This window comes from Bradyrhizobium sp. BRP19, assembly GCF_020194195.1.
Taxonomy (GTDB): domain Bacteria; phylum Pseudomonadota; class Alphaproteobacteria; order Rhizobiales; family Xanthobacteraceae; genus Bradyrhizobium; species Bradyrhizobium yuanmingense.
This window is the reverse complement of record NZ_JADYVZ010000023.1, coordinates 36,273-53,384: the sequence shown is the minus strand read 5'-3', so window position 1 is coordinate 53,384 and position 17,112 is coordinate 36,273. Positions and strand designations below refer to the sequence as shown.

16 protein-coding genes are annotated in these 17,112 nt (G+C 65.5%); 10 read left to right on the top strand and 6 right to left on the bottom strand.

The window, feature by feature from the left end; all coding sequences use genetic code 11:
* Nucleotides 1-89 precede the first annotated feature (89 nt).
* The 6 genes from I6F36_RS34880 (at nt 90) to garD (ending at nt 8,994) form a co-directional block, all read left to right on the top strand.
* A complete protein-coding gene (locus I6F36_RS34880; protein WP_225135905.1) occupies nt 90-2,036 on the top strand; it encodes a hypothetical protein in 1,947 nt (648 codons plus the stop codon).
* Nucleotides 2,037-2,509: 473 nt separating this feature from the next.
* The gene (locus tag I6F36_RS34875) at nt 2,510-3,415 is read left to right on the top strand and encodes a LysR substrate-binding domain-containing protein (RefSeq protein ID WP_036015611.1); all 906 of its coding nucleotides are present in this window, start codon (nt 2,510-2,512) and stop codon (nt 3,413-3,415) included.
* Nucleotides 3,416-3,538: 123 nt separating this feature from the next.
* Nucleotides 3,539-4,483: a 5-dehydro-4-deoxyglucarate dehydratase gene (gene kdgD, locus I6F36_RS34870; protein WP_225135903.1), complete on the top strand. Its 945-nt coding sequence runs from the start codon at nt 3,539-3,541 to the stop codon at nt 4,481-4,483.
* 24 nt (nt 4,484-4,507) lie between these two features.
* Nucleotides 4,508-5,866, top strand: a complete 1,359-nt coding sequence (gene gudD, locus I6F36_RS34865) for a glucarate dehydratase (RefSeq protein WP_225135901.1) — start codon at nt 4,508-4,510, stop codon at nt 5,864-5,866.
* Nucleotides 5,867-5,889: 23 nt separating this feature from the next.
* A complete protein-coding gene (locus tag I6F36_RS34860) occupies nt 5,890-7,338 on the top strand; it encodes an aldehyde dehydrogenase family protein (protein WP_036044516.1) in 1,449 nt (482 codons plus the stop codon).
* 114 nt (nt 7,339-7,452) lie between these two features.
* Nucleotides 7,453-8,994 (top strand): galactarate dehydratase, encoded by a 1,542-nt coding sequence (garD, locus tag I6F36_RS34855; RefSeq protein WP_225135899.1) that lies wholly within the window; start codon nt 7,453-7,455, stop codon nt 8,992-8,994.
* Between the two features lie 60 nt (nt 8,995-9,054).
* Here the strand turns inward: garD and I6F36_RS34850 are convergent, their stop codons facing one another.
* On the bottom strand, nt 9,055-9,795 hold the full coding sequence (locus I6F36_RS34850; RefSeq protein ID WP_225114191.1) for a hypothetical protein: 741 nt from the start codon (nt 9,793-9,795) through the stop codon (nt 9,055-9,057).
* A gap of 3 nt (nt 9,796-9,798) precedes the next feature.
* Nucleotides 9,799-10,686, bottom strand: coding sequence for a MipA/OmpV family protein (locus I6F36_RS34845; RefSeq protein WP_225135897.1), 888 nt, complete (start codon nt 10,684-10,686; stop codon nt 9,799-9,801).
* 356 nt (nt 10,687-11,042) lie between these two features.
* Here I6F36_RS34845 and I6F36_RS34840 point away from each other — a divergent pair, with 356 nt between their 5' ends.
* The 3 genes from I6F36_RS34840 (at nt 11,043) to I6F36_RS34830 (ending at nt 13,546) form a co-directional block, all read left to right on the top strand.
* Nucleotides 11,043-11,723: a response regulator transcription factor gene (locus I6F36_RS34840; protein WP_036015597.1), complete on the top strand. Its 681-nt coding sequence runs from the start codon at nt 11,043-11,045 to the stop codon at nt 11,721-11,723.
* On the top strand, nt 11,720-13,084 hold the full coding sequence (locus I6F36_RS34835; protein WP_225135893.1) for a cell wall metabolism sensor histidine kinase WalK: 1,365 nt from the start codon (nt 11,720-11,722) through the stop codon (nt 13,082-13,084). The genes I6F36_RS34840 and I6F36_RS34835 overlap by 4 nt, the downstream gene beginning before the upstream one ends.
* A gap of 192 nt (nt 13,085-13,276) precedes the next feature.
* On the top strand, nt 13,277-13,546 hold the full coding sequence (locus tag I6F36_RS34830) for a hypothetical protein (protein WP_036015592.1): 270 nt from the start codon (nt 13,277-13,279) through the stop codon (nt 13,544-13,546).
* Between the two features lie 54 nt (nt 13,547-13,600).
* Here I6F36_RS34830 and I6F36_RS34825 read toward each other — a convergent pair whose 3' ends face one another.
* The 3 genes from I6F36_RS34825 to I6F36_RS34815 form a co-directional block, all read right to left on the bottom strand.
* Nucleotides 13,601-13,954, bottom strand: coding sequence for a hypothetical protein (locus I6F36_RS34825; RefSeq protein WP_057028767.1), 354 nt, complete (start codon nt 13,952-13,954; stop codon nt 13,601-13,603).
* A gap of 257 nt (nt 13,955-14,211) precedes the next feature.
* Nucleotides 14,212-14,805: a DUF2147 domain-containing protein gene (locus I6F36_RS34820; protein WP_225173011.1), complete on the bottom strand. Its 594-nt coding sequence runs from the start codon at nt 14,803-14,805 to the stop codon at nt 14,212-14,214.
* Between the two features lie 173 nt (nt 14,806-14,978).
* Nucleotides 14,979-16,007: an NAD(P)/FAD-dependent oxidoreductase gene (locus I6F36_RS34815; protein ID WP_036015581.1), complete on the bottom strand. Its 1,029-nt coding sequence runs from the start codon at nt 16,005-16,007 to the stop codon at nt 14,979-14,981.
* Nucleotides 16,008-16,189: 182 nt separating this feature from the next.
* Between I6F36_RS34815 and I6F36_RS34810 the strand changes: the two genes are divergently transcribed.
* Nucleotides 16,190-16,657: a thioesterase family protein gene (locus I6F36_RS34810; RefSeq protein ID WP_225135891.1), complete on the top strand. Its 468-nt coding sequence runs from the start codon at nt 16,190-16,192 to the stop codon at nt 16,655-16,657.
* A gap of 29 nt (nt 16,658-16,686) precedes the next feature.
* Here I6F36_RS34810 and I6F36_RS34805 read toward each other — a convergent pair whose 3' ends face one another.
* Nucleotides 16,687-17,007 (bottom strand): 2Fe-2S iron-sulfur cluster-binding protein, encoded by a 321-nt coding sequence (locus I6F36_RS34805; RefSeq protein ID WP_008143731.1) that lies wholly within the window; start codon nt 17,005-17,007, stop codon nt 16,687-16,689.
* Nucleotides 17,008-17,112: the final 105 nt, after the last annotated feature.

Sequence of the window (17,112 nt, the reverse complement as noted above, 5' to 3'; positions counted from 1 at the left end):
GGCCCCTCGGAATCATCAGGCAAAAGTTGCGGGCAGGCGCGCAATCCTCTCTTATTTCCGCCTCAACTTTGCCGTTGAAAACGCGGGCCATGATTTCCGTATTCCTTCGCACCCTCTCGGCAGGCGCCGTGCTGCTTGCCGGCCTTCTCGCTTTGCCCGAGCGCGCCGCCGCGCAGGACGCCGGCAGCATGCAGATCAGCTGGGAGGTGCGTAACCGCTTCCGGCTATTCCGCGAGGAGCGCGACTTCCTGCTCCATGTCGAGAACGCGCGCAACCGCAGCATTCTGGCCGCCGAACAGTCCCTGGAGCTCCAGAGCGAGGGCCGCGGCTGGGCCCGCAACATGGTCAACCGGCTCTGCATCGACCTGCAGGGCCGGGTCAACCAGCCCTGCACCCGCGACAATGTCAAAGAGAACTACATCACGCCGATCGACCATCCCGTGACGGTGCGCCTGACCGGCGCGGTGCCGGTCGGCGCCACCTGCGCCTGGTCATTCGATGACGGCGATGGCCCGCAGAGCTCGACCTTCGACTGCGCCGAGCCGATCAATTTGCGCGTCCGCTACGGCAAGCCGACGGTTGCGACCGTCGATGTCTCGGCCGGCTCCGATCCGACCCAGCGGATCCAGACCGAGATCCAGGTCCGCGACATCTTCATCGCAGGTCTCGGCGACAGCATCGCCTCCGGCGAAGGCAATCCGGACCGGCCGCTGGCGCTGTCGGACGAAGGCTTCTGCTTCCGCTCCTATCTCGGCACCGCCGGCGCGCAGTACTACCGGCCGAGCCGCCACGGCTTCAAGGGCGGCCGCGCCTGCGAGGCGCCGGATACGCTCGCCAACTGGCAGCGCTACAGCGCGCTCTGGTTCAATGCGCCGTGCCATCGATCGCTCTACAGCTATCAGGCGCGCACCGCGCTGGCGCTCGCGGTGCGCTACACCCACATCGCCGTGACCTTCCTGCCGCTCGCCTGCACCGGCGCGAGCATCGGCGACGGGCTGCTCGGCTCGCAGCGCGCCCGCGAATGCCCGCCCGGCAAGACCGGCGTCTGCAACACCAGCGTGAACGCGCAGGTCGCCGAGCTGCGGGAAGCCGTCACCGCGGCGAAGAAGCGCCAGCCCGATCGCACGCTCGATCTCGTGCTGCTCTCGGTCGGTGCCAACGACGTCTATTTCTCCGGCCTCGTCGCCGACGTCATCGTCGAAACCGCGACCGAGCGCGCGCTGTTCCGCCGCTCCGGCGTGTTGGCGAGCGTCGACGATTCCCGCGATGCGCTCCAGCGCGAGCTGCCGCAGAATTTCGTCAAGCTGCGCGAGGCGCTGAAGCCGCTGGTCGGCGGCGACCTCTCGCACGTGGTCTATGTCTCCTATGCCAACCCTGCGCTCGCCGACGGCGGCGCGCCCTGCCGCGGCGGCCGGGCCGGCTTTGACATCCACCCGTCCTTCAATGCCGATCCGCAGCGCCTTTCCCGCGTCTCCGCCTTCGTCGACAGCGAATTCCTGCCGCAGCTGAAGGGGCTCGCCACCTGCACCCGCGGTGCGCTGTGCCGCGATCCCGAAGCCGACCGCATGACCTTCGTCGATGCGCACCAGGCCGCGTTCGCCGAGCACGGCTTCTGCGCCCGTTCCGGCAACGATCCCGAATTCGACCGCAGCTGCTTTGCCGCGAACGGCCAGAGCTTCGATCCCGACATCGTCAGCGCGGCGAGCCAGCCGATGCTGTGCGGCCGCGGCGCCTCGGAGTACCGCGCCTACCTGCCCCGCGCGCGCTGGGTCCGCGACGCCAATGACAGCTATTTCGCCGCGATGACCTATCCGCAGGGCCTGCCGGCGGCGAGCCAGCCGACCGACATCCACGATGCGACCTGGGGCGTGCTCTCCGCCGTCTATGGCGGCGCGGTGCATCCGAGCGCCGAGGGCCATGCCGCGATGGCCGATGCGGCGCTGCCGGCGGCGAGCGCCGTGCTCGGTCTCGACGCCGTGCCGCCGAACGTGACGCGCGGACTGCTGCCGCAGCTGCTGCCCAGCGCGCAGCAATAGCTGCGCTGTCTCCACACACTCACCGTCATCGCCCGGCTTGACCGGGCGATCCAGTACTCCGTGACAGCAGTGATTGAATCGAGACGCCGCTGCGTACTGGATTCCCCGCCTTCGCGGGGAATGACAGCGGTGGTTTGATAGGGTTTCCCAACACCGATCATCCCCCACTTCGCCGTTCCATCGATCCAAAAACAGCATCGATCGATACTGCCTTGAACTTGGACACTTCGCCGCGCGCACCTCTAGGACTCGTGTCGGGCAAACGGCCGAGGCCTAAGAGTGGCGCGTGATGAGCGCAGTGGCGTCCGCAGCGGACGTGAGGCGGTCTCGCGTCAGCCTGTTCCTCCTGAGGGCTCCCATGGGAGCTTGACCAGGCAACTCAACGGCGGCCCACAAGGCCGCCGTCTTTGTTTTGGGGGTGATCGATGCTAGAAGTGCCGGGGAAACGCCTTATTCATCTAAGGCATGTATCGATGTTCGACCTCAACCAGCTCCGCTGTTTCGTCACGGTGGCGGAGGAATTGCACTTCGGCCGCGCCGCCGTGCGGCTCAACATGACGCAGCCGCCGCTGTCCCGGCAGATCCAGGTGCTCGAGCACATCATCGACGCGCCGCTCTTGGAGCGCACCAGCCGCTCGGTGCGCCTCACCCCGGCCGGGCGCAGCTTCCTGCCGGAGGCGCGACGCATCCTCAAGCTTGCCGAAAGCGCTTCGCAGGTGGCCCGCCGCATCGCGCTCGGCAAGACCGGCTCGCTGAAGGTCGGCTTCACCGCGGCCGCGGCCTATGGATTCCTGCCCGAACTCATCGCCGCCTGCCGCGCCAAGCTGCCGGAGGTCGATTTCTCTCTGAAGGAGATGGTATCGGGCGATCAGTTCGAGGCTCTGACTTCTGGCCAGATCGATGCCGGCCTGCTGCGGCCGCCGATCGCGCGGCCCGAGCTTGCCAGCCGCCGCGTCGTCGCCGAGCCGCTGCTCGCGGCGATCCCGAAGAAGCATCCGCTGGCGAATGCCGACGGCATCACCATCAAGGATTTCGACGACCAGCCCTTCGTGATGTACTCGCCCTATGAGAGCCGCTACTTCCACGATCTCCTGGTGGCGCTGTTCACCCGCGCCGACGTGCTGCCGCGCTACGTCCAGCATCTCAGCCAGATCCACTCGATCCTCGCGATGGTGCGCGCCGGCCTCGGCCTCGCCATCGTACCGGCGGCAGCGGCGAGCCTGAAGATCTCCGACGTCCGCCTGCGTCCGCTGAAGCTGCGCACGCGCGTTCCGGTCGAGCTGTTCATGGTGTGGCGGCGCGAGGACGAGAACCCGCTGCTGTCGGCGCTCGTCAAGATCGCCGGCGAATTGTCCTCCGCGGAGGTGGCGGAGGATTGATGCTCAATCCGCATCGGTCGATATAGGCTTTGGCTTGGACGCGCATCGAACGGTCTCCTAAACCACGGCGCATGGACGTGCGGCCTCTGCTTGCGTCCTCCGCAACACGAGAAGGGAGCGCCCATGAGCAAGATGACCCCGCAGGAAATGGCCCAGAAGATCGGATCGGGCCTCCTGTCCTTCCCCGTCACGCCGTTCAGGGCGGACTACTCCTTCGACGAGGCGACCTATCGCGCCAACATGGACTGGCTGTGCGGTTTTGACGTCGCAGGCCTGTTCGCCGCGGGCGGCACCGGCGAGTTCTTCTCGCTGACGCCATCAGAAGTTCCGCAGGTCGTGAAGGTCGCCGTCGACGAGACCAAGGGCCGCGTGCCCGTGCTCGCCGGCACCGGCTACGGCACCGCGATCGCCCGCGAGATCGCCATCGGTGCGGAAAAGGCCGGCGCCGACGGCCTCCTGCTGCTGCCGCCCTACCTCACCCATTCCGAGCAGGAAGGCCTTGCCGCCCATGTCGAGGCGGTCTGCGCCGCCGTGAAGATCGGCGTCATCGTCTATAACCGTGACAACGCCATCCTCCAGCCCGACACGCTCGCGCGCCTTGCCGAGCGCTGCCCCAACCTCGTCGGCTACAAGGACGGCATCGGCGACATCGAGCTGATGACCCGCGTCTACACCAAGCTCGGCGATCGTCTCACCTATGTCGGCGGCCTGCCGACCGCCGAGACCTTCGCGCTGCCCTATCTCGACATGGGCGTGACGACCTATTCCTCGGCCGTGTTCAACTTCGTGCCGGAATTCGCCACCAACTTCTACGCCGCGGTGCGCAAGCGCGACCACGCCACGATCCAGGCCGGCCTGAAGGATTTCATCCTGCCGCTGATCGCGATCCGCAACCGCAAGAAGGGTTACGCGGTCTCGATCATCAAGGCCGGCATGAAGGTGATCGGCCGCGATTCCGGCCCCGTCCGTCCGCCGCTGACCGATCTCACCGAGCAGGAGATGGCGGAGCTAACCGCACTGGTGCAGAAGCTGCCCGCCGCACGATCGTCACAACAAGCTGCAGAATAGCAAGACGACAGGGAGGAGCCTGCGATGGCCCAGACTGAGATTTCCGGCGCGTCAGTCGCCGGAGCACCTGTTATCACGGCGATGCAGGTGATCCCGGTCGCTGGCCGCGACAGCATGCTCCTCAACCTGAGCGGCGCGCATGCGCCGTTCTTCACCCGCAACATCGTCATCCTCACCGACAATGCCGGCCACACCGGCGTCGGCGAGGTGCCGGGCGGGCAGAAGATCTGGCAGACGCTCCAGGACGCGCGCGACCTCGTGATCGGAAAGACGGTCGGCGCGATGAACAACATCCTCGCCGATATCCGTACCGCCTTCGCCGACCGCGACGTCGGCGGACGCGGCAAGCAGACCTTTGATCTTCGCGTGATGATCCATGCGGTCACCGCGATCGAATCCGCGCTGCTCGACCTGCTCGGCCAGCATCTCGGACTGCCCGTCGCAGCACTGCTTGGCGAAGGCCAGCAGCGCACCAGCGTCGAGACGCTCGGCTATCTCTTCTTCGTTGGCGACCGCCGTAAGTCGAAGCTCGACTACGTCACTGGCGAGACCGCCAAGCCCGACTGGTTCAACCTCCGCCACCAGGAGGCGATGACGCCAGAGGCCGTGGTGCGGCTTGCGGAGGCGACCCACGACCATTACGGCTTCGCCGACTTCAAGCTCAAGGGCGGCGTGCTCCGCGGCGAGCAGGAGATCGAGGCGGTTACCGCAATCGCAAAACGCTTCCCCAGCGCGCGCGTCACGCTGGACCCCAACGGCGCCTGGTCGCTCGATGAGGCGATCAGCCTCTGCAAGGGCATGCATGGCATCCTCGCTTATGCCGAGGACCCCTGCGGCGCCGAGGCCGGCTTCTCCGGCCGCGAGATCATGGCCGAGTTCCGCCGCGCCACCGGCCTGCCGACCGCCACCAACATGATCGCCACGGACTGGCGGCAGCTCTCCCATGCGCTGCGGCTCGGGGCCGTGGACATCCCTTTGGCCGATCCCCATTTCTGGACCATGCAAGGCTCGGTGCGCGTGGCCCAGACCTGCCGTGACAACGGCCTGACCTGGGGCTCGCACTCCAACAACCATTTCGACATTTCGCTTGCCATGTTCACCCATGTCGGCGCCGCCGCCCCCGGCAAGGTCACCGCGATCGACACCCACTGGATCTGGCAGGACGGTCAAGCGCTGACGAAGGAGCCGCTCCAGATCAAGGGTGGCAAGATCGCCGTCCCTGATAGCCCGGGCCTCGGCATCGAGATCGACCGCTCCGCCATCGAGGCCGCGCACGAGCTCTACAAGAAGCATGGACTTGGGGGGCGGGATGACGCTATGGCCATGCAGGACTTGATCCCCGGCTGGACGTTTGACGACAAGCGTCCCTGCCTCGTGCGTTAGAAACGTTCCCCTGGAGGAAAAAGATGACAGCGATCCTGAAGAACTTCATCGGCGGCGAATGGGTCGACGGCTCCGGCGTCACCAGGAACATCAATCCCTCCAACACCAACGATCTCGTCGGCGAATACGCCAAGGCCGACAAGGCGCAGACCGAGAAGGCGATCGCCGCCGCGAAGGCCGCCTTCCCCGCCTGGGCACAGTCGACCCCGCAGGCGCGCTATGACGCGCTCAACAAGATCTCGACCGAAATCCTCGCCCGTAAGGAAGAGCTCGGCCGCCTGCTCGCGCGCGAGGAAGGCAAGACCCTCCCCGAAGGCATCGGCGAGGTCGCCCGCGCCGGCCAGATCTTCGCGTTCTTCGCCGGCGAAGCGCTGCGCCTGATCGGCGAGAAGGGCGCCTCGGTGCGTCCCGGCCTCGACGTCGAGCTCACCCGTGAGCCGGTCGGCGTCGTCGGCATGATCACGCCCTGGAATTTCCCGATCGCGATCCCCGCCTGGAAGATCGCGCCTGCGCTCTGCTACGGCAACACCGTGGTGTTCAAGCCGGCCGAGCTGGTGCCCGGCTCGGCGCATGCGCTGTCCGAGATCATCACCCGCTCCGGCATTCCCGCGGGCGTGTTCAACCTCGTCGTCGGCTCCGGCTCGGTGGTCGGCCAGACCCTGCTCGAGCATCCGGACGTCGCCGCGATCTCCTTCACCGGCTCGGTGCAGACGGGACGCAAGATCGCGCAGGCCTGCGTGCTCTCGAACCCCATGAAGAAGTTCCAGCTCGAGATGGGCGGCAAGAACCCGCTGGTGGTGCTCGACGACGCCGACCTCAAGACTGCCGTCGAGGTCGCCGTCAACGGCGCCTATTTCTCGACTGGCCAGCGCTGCACCGCCTCGTCCCGCCTGATCGTTACCGAGGGCATCCACGACCGCTTCGTCGCCGCCATGGCCGAGCGTCTGAACAGCCTGTCGGTGGACGATGCGCTCAAGGCCGGCGTGCATATCGGCCCCGTGGTGGACCAGAACCAGCTCGACCAGGACCTCCGCTACATCAAGATCGGCCAGGACGAAGGCGCCAAGCTCGCCTTCGGCGGCGAGCTGCTAAAGCGCGAGAATCCCGGCCACTATCTCCAGCCGGCGCTGTTCACCGAAGCCAACAACAACATGCGCATCGCGCGTGAGGAGATTTTTGGCCCGGTCGCCGCCGTCATTCGTGCGAAGAATTACGAAGAGGCGCTCGCCATCTCCAACGATACCGAGTTCGGCCTCGCCTCCGGCATCTGCACCACCAGCCTGAAATACGCCTCGCATTACAAGCGCAACAGCGAGTCCGGCATGGTGATGGTCAATCTGCCGACCGCCGGCGTCGACTATCACGTGCCGTTCGGCGGCCGCAAGGGCTCGAGCTACGGCGCCCGCGAGCAGGGCTCCTACGCGCGCGAGTTCTACACCACGGTGAAGACGGCTTACACCAATCCGGGCTGAGATATCGTAAGGGTGGGCAAAGCGAAGCGTGCCCACCGCTTACGCTCGGTGTGAGGACGGTGGGCACGGCGCGTTGCGCCTTTGCCCACCCTACGACTTCTGAGGCAAGTGCAGATGGACCAGGACGTCGCAGCGAAAGAGCAGCCCCGCTACATCAAGCTCAACGAGCGCGACAATGTCGCGATCGTGGTCAATGATTTCGGGCTCCCCGCCGGCGCGCGCTTTGCCAGCGGCCTGACGTTGCGCGCCTTCGTGCCGCAGGGACACAAGACCGCGCTGGTCGACATCGCGGAAGGCGAACCGATCGTCCGCTATGGCGAGATCATCGGCTACGCGCTGTCGCCGATCCTGGCCGGCGAATGGGTGGACGAGGCGCGCATCCGCATGCCGGAGGCCCCTGCCCTCGACAAGCTCGAAATCTCGACCGCCGTCCCCGCACCGCTGCCGCCGCTCGAAGGCTTCACCTTCGAGGGCTACCGCAATCCGGACGGTTCGGTCGGCACCAAGAACATCCTCGGCATCTCCTCCTCCGTGCAATGCGTCAAGGGCACGATGGAATATGCGGTGAAGCGCATCCGCGCCGAGCTGCTGCCGAAATATCCGAACGTGGATGACGTCGTGCCGCTGACGCACGCCTATGGCTGCGGCGTCGCCATCACCGCGCCCGACGCGGTGGTGCCGATCCGCACCCTGCAGAACCTCGCGCTCAACCCGAATTTCGGCGGGGAGATTCTGGTGATCGGCCTCGGCTGCGAGAAGCTCGCGCCCGAACGCCTGGTGCCGGAAGGCGTCGGTGACGCCATCGTGCGAATGCAGGACGAGGCTTTCGACGGCTTCGGCGCCATCGTTGAGGCGATCATGATCCAGGCCGAGGCGCGGCTGAAGGTGCTCAACACGCGCAAGCGCGAGACCTGCCCGGCATCTGATCTTGTCATCGGGCTGCAATGCGGCGGCAGCGATGCCTTCTCTGGCGTCACTGCCAATCCCGCCGTCGGCTTCGCCGCGGACCTCCTGGTGCGCGCCGGCGCGACCGTGATGTTCTCGGAAGTGACTGAAGTGCGCGACGCGATCCAGCTGCTCACCCGCCGCGCCATCAACGAGGACGTCGGCCGCGCGCTGGTGCGCGAGATGGCTTGGTACGATTCCTATCTCGCCCGCGGCGGCGCCGACCGCAGCGCCAACACCACGCCCGGCAACAAGAAGGGCGGCCTTGCCAACATCGTGGAGAAATCGCTCGGCTCGATCGTCAAGTCCGGCTCGAGCGCGATCACCGGCGTGCTCTCGCCCGGCGAGAAGGCGACGCAGAAGGGCATGCTGTTCGCCGCGACGCCGGCCTCCGACTTCATCTGCGGCACGCTGCAGCTCGCCTCGGGCATGACGTTGCAAGTTTTCACCACCGGCCGTGGCACGCCCTATGGCCTTGCGGCAGCACCGGTGATCAAGGTCGCGACGCGCAGCGAGCTCGCGCGGCGCTGGAAAGACCTGATCGACTTCGACGCCGGCAAGATCGCAACCGGCGAGAAGACCATCGAGGAGACCGGCTGGGACCTGTTCCGCCTGATCCTCGACGTCGCCAGCGGCCGAACCAAACCCTGGTCGGACCGCTGGGGCATCCACAACGACCTCACGCTGTTCAATCCCGCGCCGGTGACCTGAGGCGTTTTCGAGCGAAGTGGATCCCGGTTCGCGTCAAGAAAACGCGTCAAAACAGAACCGTCACTGTCCCTCGATCAAGTGCATGTCGCCCAGCGTGAGCGGCAGGCTTCGGACGATGAGGTTCGCGATCGCCGCACGCAGCCGTTCGCTCGAACCCGCGTCCTCGAACGTCGCTTCGATCGGTCCGCTCGGGCCGGCGATCCGTACCGTTCCAGTGTTGTCGAGCGGCGCGGCCGCCCTCTTCTCGATCACGTCGAACGACTTGCCCTCGATGATGCGAACCTCGTACAAGGCGTGGATCAGTCCGTAATCCGCAAGCAGCGTCCGATATTCGGCGAACCCGACGCCCTCGACGTTGCGGCCGTTTCCAAGCTTCGATCTCGCCCGGGTGATGACGATATATGCGTCCAGTCCCTGCGGCGTGACATCGCTGCGAACCAGCTCCTTGAACGGGTCGCTCCGCAGCAGATTGACCGGCGCGACCGCCGAATCCCTGATCGCGGCGAAGGCCGCGCGCCGGTAGCTCACCGGCTGCACATGAAACCGTCCGCTCAGCAGCTTCGTCGCCTGCTGGACGATCAGCTCGTCCAGCCCCCATGCGCCGATCGAGGCGGTCTGCGCGGCGTTGTCGAGCCCGGTCAGGCCGGCTCGCGTCAGGCTGATCTCCTCGCCGATCGCCGAGATGATGCCGACGGTCTTGATCGCCTGGAGCCGGCTCGCACGCGTCTCGAACGCCGCGGCGGCGCCGAGCGCGACGCTGGCGATCGCGCAAGCGAGAGTTAGGATGATCTTGCCGCGCATGGTCTATCGGATCCTGAAATCGAACGAATAGGACGCACCGAGACCGACGGTGGTCTGGTTCGAGGATCCCCGCAGCTTCACCAGTGGGCTGTCCGCGACATCGCCGAGCAGCTTCTGGTACTCGACATAGGCGTGGACCTCCCACTGCGGATTGATGCGGTAGGAGATCTGGCTGCCGAAACCGACCGAGTGCGCACCGCCTCTGGCATCGTATCTTGGAAGCCCCGATGCCAGCGCCTGCACGGCATCGACGCCGAAATACGGCGCAGTGGCATTGGTGCTCTTCCAGGTGAAGCGCGGGCCGGCCGAGATCGTCAGCCTTTGAATCAGCGGCACGATGACATCGGCAGATACATCCGCGACGGTGCCGGTATGGCCGCCCATGCCCTGGCGCAACTCGCTGCGCAGGCGCAGCCAGTCGACCGGATAATACTCCACGAAGCCGCCGAGCTCATAGGCGGCGTCGACATTGCCAAGGCCGGTCAGCTCGGCATATTTGTCGGCCTTCCTTGAGGCGACGTATTTGAACGCGGGGCCGGCGCGAAAATGGCCGATGTCGAGCAGCGCGATGCTGGCGCTGTCGCGCGGTCCGCGAAACTGGTCGATCGATCCGGCGCGGCGGATGGAGAAGATCGGGATCGGAAGAAACTTCCCGTTGTTCGATCCCACGAACTCGGGCCTGTATTCGCCGCCGATACCGACCATGACGGTCCAGTTTCCCGACGGCGAGGGCAGCATCGGCAGCTCCAATGGCGGCGCTGGCAGCGTGAAGGCGGTCTGCGCCGAGACTGATGGCGCAGTCGCCATGATCGCACCGAGTGCGGCGAGACAGGCGGTCGTCCGCCGCACAATCGCCGTGAGGCGGAGAGCGGCTTCTTCGAAATCATTCATTGCGGGGCCCCGGACCGGCCTTTGCAGGCCGAGTCGACTGTTGTGGTTAGGAGCCACAGCATCTGGTCCGGCAAAATTGCCCCAAGATTGCAAGGTGCGATCGGATGCTCCCCAGGGCCATGTCCGCCGCTGGCAGGCACGCCCGCCGGATCAACATTGCCCCAACATTGCACCACCGCGATCACGCCCTCAAAAACGTGACGGGCCGTGCCCGCGCGCTCACCCGGTCCTGCCTTTTATTCGCCAAGCTCGCTGCCTTTAAGGGAACCCTCGCGCACGAGCCGATACGCCAGAATTCGGCCAGGGAGCGTCACGGTCAGGGTGTTGTTGCCCCAGCAGAGTCAAGGACGACCCGCGTGCGCTCCCTCGTGATCGAAGACGAACCACAGATCGGCGCCTATGTGAGCCGGCTGCTCGGGCAATTGCACGGCATCGTCGACCTCGTCGGCTCGATCGCCGATGCCCGCCAGGCACTGAACAATTTCAAGTATGATCTGGCGATCGTCGACCGGATGCTACCCGACGGAGATGCGCTCCAGGTGGTCACGGCGCTGAGCCAATCGGCGGAGCGGCCCGCAATTATCATGCTGACGTCCAAGGACGCCAAGGAGGATGTCGTCGAAGGGCTCAACGGCGGGGCCGACGATTATCTCGGCAAGCCGTTCGAGCCGCAGGAGCTGCTTGCGCGCGTGCGCGCGGTGCTGCGCCGGCCTCGGCTGCTGGCCCCATCGGTGCTGTCGCTCGGCAACGTCGAGTTGCACCTCGGCAGCAACGAGGCGGTAGTCGCCGACACCAGGATCCTGCTGCGCCGGCGCGAGGCGCTGATCCTGGGGGCGCTGCTGATGCGGCGCGACCGCGTCATCACCCGCGCCGCCCTGATCGAGGAGATCTACGGCTTCGACGACGAGATCGAGTCCAACACGCTCGAGGCGCAGGTCTCGCGCTTGCGCAAGAAACTGGCCGAACTCGGCGGCGACGTCGAGATCCGCAGCATGCGGGGCATCGGCTACATCCTGCGGCTGGCAACGCCGCGATGAAGTCAATCGCCCGAACCTTTGCGTTCTCGCTCGGTATCGCCGCCACCACGATCTTCCTGATCATGCTTGGCCTCTTCATATGGCGTTACCCGACGGAGGAGCGCGAGTTCAGGGCGTGCCAGGTCGTAGCGGCCGTTCTCGATCGCGCAACGGTGATCGAAGGGCAAAGACTGATAATACGCTCGACTCCTGCGCTCGAGGAATTGAAGCTGGACAGCCCAAACCTCTGGTACGTGGTGTCCGCGGGCGACCTGCTCAGCGAGTACGGCAGCGAACACCGGCCTCCCCTTCCCTTCGTGCTGCCCTACCACGGGCCCATCGGCTCGTCCGTTTTCAGCACGCTCGACCAGAAGAGCACCTTCTGTCTTTCCGCCGTACAACGGGGCCCGTTGCGGCTCGCGATGATGGTCGGCGAGCCTCAGGTTCGCTTTGGCCGGATTGCAAGGACTTTTCTCCTCCGCAGGGTCTTTTCGATCGCCTTGGTGGCGCTGGCCTTTGCCGCGACCGTCGCCATCGGTTCAGCGCTTGCCGCACGTTTCGTCTCTCGTAGCATCGAGCGGGTGGCGCGTCGCGCGCTCGCGATCGACCCCTCGGCGCCGCAAGGTTTGATATCGCTGTCCGAGGTCCCTCGCGAGTTGAAGCCGCTGGTCGAGGCGCTGAACCGCGCTTTCGGCGAGATCGACGCCTATATCAGGATGCAGCGCCGCTTCCTCGGCAATGCCGCCCATCAGCTTCGCACGCCGCTGACGCTGCTGCGCGCCAAGATCGAGGACGTGCCCGAGCCGGCCCTGAAGGCCGAGCTGGTGCGCGACGTCCGCCGGCTGACCTCGCTGGTCTCGGCCATGCTGGACCTGGCGCGACTACAAAATCATGCGATCGAGAAGCGGCCGATCAATCTTGCCCAGATCACGCTGGACGTGCTGGCGGATTTCAGCCCGTCGGCGCTGGACGCCGGCATCGAGCTTGCGCTGGAGCACGATGGAAGAGGTCCCTTCGTGGTGCAGGGCGTAGACGCTGCGATCCGAAGTGCACTTGCCAATCTCGTCGGCAATGCGCTCATCCACGCCCATGGCGCGCGGCGCATCGTCGCCACGATCGGCTGCGATGGCGTGGCTATTCACGATGATGGGGCTGGCCTGCCCGATGGCGCCGAACACAGGCTGACCGAGCCGTTTCAGACCGGCAACGCCGCAGGTGCAGGCGCCGGTCTCGGCCTGTCGATCGTCCGCGAGATCATGGCGGCGCATGGCGGGGAGCTGGTCGTCGCTTCCGCGCTCGGCTACGGCACGACGATGCGCCTGCGCTTTGCCGCGGCCGCGGGGCCGGCGAGATCTGCGCAGCTCGATCTGCAAGAGCATTGAACGGGCGCATCGGCGCTTATCGCGAAACCGTCCGGAAACATTGGCGCGGAAAACGTCCTCCGCGTTTCGTCCCTTCGCATCACGCAATCAATATCTGCGCCGAAGACAACGGGAATGTTCGCGCACGGGCGAACCTGTTCTGCCATCGCGGCGACCAAACCTCCGATTGACATCTTCCACGGAGATTCTCCCATGCGTGTTCTCTCGATGATTGCCGTTGCCGGCGCCATGATTGCGAGCTCGGCCGCCGCGTTCGCCAGCGAACTTCCCTCCTATGAAGTGACGTCGTTTCCGATCACGACAACGCAAGTGCAGGTGCTCGGCGGCGCCGGCGTCGAGGAGCAGTCTGCAAGCCCCGCGATGATCGTCGCTGGCATGCCGGCCTCGCCCGTGCAGGTCGCCGTGCTGTCGCCGCGGATCAAGCAGCTCGCGAGCGCGGGTTCGAATAACCAGGCGCGCTAAGCTTGGCGTTGTCGCTCCGGTTCGGCGCTTCGCGCCGACCGGAATGACGCGCTTCTACGTCATGCTGCCCGGCATGAAGCAACGCACGCGCGGATGGCCGTCGATATAGTGCTTCCACACCATGGTGCGGCCGATCTTGTTCGGGACGGTGATCACGGCGCCGTCAGGCACCACGACCCACTCGTCGTCGATGCGCACGCGGTAGCGACCGCGATCGGACTCCCAATCGACGTCGGCGATGACGTAGCCGTCCGCATCCGAGCAGCATAGCCCGAACTCGCTACGCAAACTCTCGAACCAGGGTTTCAGGGGCGAGTTGGCGAAGCGGCCGTCGTCGCGCGCCAGCGCCGCATGCGTCAGAACCGCCAGCCCCAGCAGCACGGCGGCACACTGTCTTGCAGGTTTCATGTGGTCTCCGCGGTCGAAGTGATCACCGCGGGGCAAACGCTGCCATCCGCCTTCCGCATGGTGCGCGGCAGGCGTGGAGACGGCGACTCGCTCCCCCAGCAGCTTTGCCGACAGCTATGCAAATCCAGCGCCAGCGCGCATTCCGGGGAACTACTGGAGGGCGCCCGAGGCACGTTCGCCCTTCGGCGAAAGTGGCCGCACAGGCTGGAGACCCTGCGCTAGGGCCATTGAGACCGCGCAGCGCGCGGCTTGCGCCCTTACTGCTTTGCCGGCGCCATCATCGCGCCGCCCTTCTTCGCCGCGGGCGCCGGTTGCTTGGCGGCAGCAGCCTGCGCGGGCAAGTATTTTGCGACGATGGCCGGATCGACCTGCGCGATGTTGGCATCGGGCAGGCGCGTCCAGGTCTCGTCCTTGCCGAGCAGCGCGATGCCGAGATAGCCGCGCAACGTCAGGGTCTGACCGTCGAGGCTGACCCGCATGTTGGCCTTCCAGATCTGGCCGTCGCGCGGATTGAGCACGTTGCCGCCCTCGTACTTCAATCCTTCGCGCTTCATGTCGCGGACGAAGGAGATGCCGAGCACCCGAGCGTTCTTGCGATCGTCGGTGCACTTGGAGCAGACCTCGTTCGGGTCGTCGGTTGGCCGCGGGAAGGTCTTTGCGATTACGCCTTCGAAGACGCCGTTGCGATCGATGAAGAGGAACCATCCGACCGTCCTGCCGTCTTCGACCTTCTGCCAGAGGCCCGCCGCCGTGGGCTCGGCGGTCTGCGCCGCGCACGGCGTCACGATCGCGAGCGACAATGCGAGCGCCAGGAAGGAGAGCAGCCGAAAGCTGGAAACGAGAGTCCGCATTATGATCACCTTGCTGAGCCAATCACCTTTGCTGAGCCAAGACTTCGCAGAGCCAAACTGTGCTAAGCTAAAAACTTGGCCAAGCCTATGACCGGAATGGCCGCAGACTACGGCGATTTCGCGAACGGTTCCAGCACCAGAAACATGGGGCATCGCCGCCCCGGACGCTTCCGTCAGTTGACACCGAGCTTCTTTTGCAGGCTGGAGGACGAGGTCGTGTACTGGAACACGAGCCGCTTCTCCGGATAGACATAACGATGGGCTTTTTGCGACATCAGCGCGCCCTCGTGGAAGCCGCACAGGATCAACTTGATCTTGCCGGGATAGGTGTTGATGTCGCCGATCGCGAAGATGCCCGGCACATTGGTCTCGAACGCGGACGTCTCGACCGGCACCAGATTGTTCTCCAGCGCGATGCCCCAATTCGCGACCGGGCCGAGCTTCATGGTCAGCCCGAAGAACGGCAGCATGGTGTCGCAGGCGATTTCGGTGACGCTGTTGTCGTTGCCCTTGACGGTCGCGCCGGTGAGCTTTCCATCAGCGCCGGAGAGCGCGGTGACCTGGCCGAGCCGCAGATCCATCTTGCCGCCGGCAACCAGCGCGCGCATCTGCTCGACACTATGGGGCGCGGCGCGAAACTCGTCGCGCCGATGCAGCAGCGTGATGCGCTTCGCAATCGGATGCAGATTGAGCGTCCAGTCGAGCGCGGAATCGCCGCCGCCGACGATCAGCACGCTCTTGTCGCGGAACGTCTCCATCTTGCGCACGGCGTAATGCACCGAGGTGCCTTCATAGGCCTCGATACCCGGTACCGGCGGGCGCTTGGGCTGGAACGAGCCGCCGCCGGCCGCGATCACCACCACCTTGCATTCGAACACCTTGCCGGCATCCGTGGTGCAGCGAAACAAGGGATCGCCGATCTTCTCCACGGTCTCGACCATCTCGCCGAGATGGAAGGTCGGATGAAACGGCTTGATCTGCTCCATCAGCGCGTCGGTCAGCCCCTGCCCCGAAACCTGGGGAATGCCGGGAATGTCGTAAATCGGCTTTTCCGGATAGAGCTCGGCACACTGGCCGCCGACCTTGTCGAGGATGTCGACGAAATGCGCCTTCATGTCGAGAAGGCCGAGCTCGAAGGCGGCGAACAGACCACACGGCCCGGCCCCAATAATCAGCACATCGGTTTTGATCACGTCGCTCATGTCGTCTCTTTATCGATCGTTATCGGTTGGACGGCGCCCGTTGGGCAGAGGTGACCCTGCCTGTCTAGCCAACGGGGATGGAACAGGAAAGGCATAAAAGCGGGATCGCCCCGCAGCCGCGCCCACTTGCCGGGCCAAAATAACTGGGCTGTAACGAGGATGGATATGACGGAGATCAATCGGTGAACGCGCCAGCCCGCCTCGACACGACCCCGCGCCTTGAGGACTTTCCGTTTCGCCTCAGCGACAACGTCCGGTTCGGCGACCTCGACCCGAACCAGCACGTCAACAACGCGGTCTATGCCACATATTTCGAGACCGGCCGTGTCACGCTGATGAAGCTTCCCGAATACGGGCTGACCCCGCCGGGGCTCGCCTGGATCATGGTGCGGCTCGACATGCATTTTCGCGCCGAGCTGCACTGGCCCGGCTCGATCGAGCTCGGCCTCGGCGTGGTCAAGCTCGGGCGAACGTCGGTGACATTCGAGCAGGTCGTGTTCTCGAAAGGCACGTGCATTGCGTCGGCGACGTCGGTCGGCGTCCTGCTCGACGAGGCGACGCGCCGACCGGCGCCGCTGACCGCAGAGGTGATCGAGAAGCTCAGACCCTGGCATAAGCGCGGCATCGAGGTCGCGCCGCCGAGCACCTAGTCGACTTGGACAGTCTGCTTGGAGACGGATCAGGCCTGGCGCTCGGGCGTCGCCACGACGAGGCCGTCGAGCTCGTCGGAGACCTTGATCTGGCAAGACAGGCGCGAATTCGGGCGCACGTCGAAGCCGAAGTCGAGCATGTCCTCTTCCATCGGCGTCGGGCTGCCGACCTTCTCGCGCCAGGCTTCGTCGACATAGACATGGCAGGTTGCGCAGGCGCAGGCGCCGCCGCATTCGGCCTCGATGCCGGGAATGCTGTTGCGGATCGCAGCTTCCATCACGGTTGCGCCGTTCTCGATTTCCACCGTGCGGGTTTCGCCCTTGTGGTCGACAAAGTGAATCTTGGCCATGTGTGCTCGTGCTGCCGCGGTGCTTTGAATGAAGGAGGGTCCCGGCTGTCCTATAACGGGTCGGTCAGCCCGGCGCCATAGCGTTTTGAAGCCAAATGATTCCCG